The organism is Vibrio sp. MM46, assembly GCF_027587135.1.
Taxonomy (GTDB): Bacteria; Pseudomonadota; Gammaproteobacteria; order Enterobacterales; family Vibrionaceae; genus Vibrio; species Vibrio harveyi.
The window spans coordinates 1-664 of record NZ_JAPPTO010000095.1 but is presented as its reverse complement, the minus strand read 5'-3'; the positions used below and the strand labels follow the sequence as shown (position 1 = coordinate 664).

The 664-nt window shown below is 41.6% G+C and carries 1 protein-coding gene; it reads right to left on the bottom strand.

What is annotated here, in order from left to right; all coding sequences use genetic code 11:
* Nucleotides 1-229 precede the first annotated feature (229 nt).
* Entirely contained in the window at nt 230-538 is a 309-nt protein-coding gene (locus OH459_RS28065; protein WP_029790650.1) for a hypothetical protein, read from the bottom strand.
* Nucleotides 539-664: the final 126 nt, after the last annotated feature.

The following is a 664-nucleotide window of genomic DNA, read 5'->3' as shown; positions in this document are numbered from 1 at the left end:
TTCATGTTGTGAAATATCATTCAGCGCTATAGGAGGTTCGACGTCGGATGCCCGTAATAATCCGGCAAACACAACCCAACGTATCAAAAATACGGGCGGGGACCCAACGTGTAAAAACTCACGGACATACTCGTGGTTTAAATACGCGTTCGGGGATTGGGAGAAGCTCTGACCCAATGAGAGTGAAAGAGCGTTCTATATCAAACGATTTTGACCACAACTACTATTTTTATTTCACTTTTCCCCAATCACGACAACCTTTTTTAGTCACGACAACTTTTTGCGAATAACTTGGTGTATGTTTGGGTTTCGGTTTATCCACTTTTTTCCTACGCCTCCGAATTTTACGTTGTTGAGTCAAGACAATAATGGCTTCTCGAATACAAAGCTTAAGTTCATTTTTTGTTGCATAAATCAGTTCTCGATCTGTCTCACTGTAACCGTCTAGTTCTACGAACGTTATTTTTTTATGATGTGGTTTTCGGCTCATAGTCACCTCATTTTGATTACCTCTTATTTGGCTAATAATCGTACCCATTTTTACTACTTACGATTGTGCCATTTCGCAAATTTCAACGATCAAGCTCGCTTTTGGCTGCTATAACGAGGCGAAGCCTCTTGTAGAGCCAAAAGGAGTACCGCGCCAGCGGATTGAACTCTCCGT

What these genes read in the sequence shown, in the direction of transcription:
- OH459_RS28065 (WP_029790650.1), bottom strand. Translation starts at nt 538, where the DNA reads ATGGGTACGATTATTAGCCAAATAAGAGGTAATCAAAATGAGGTGACT.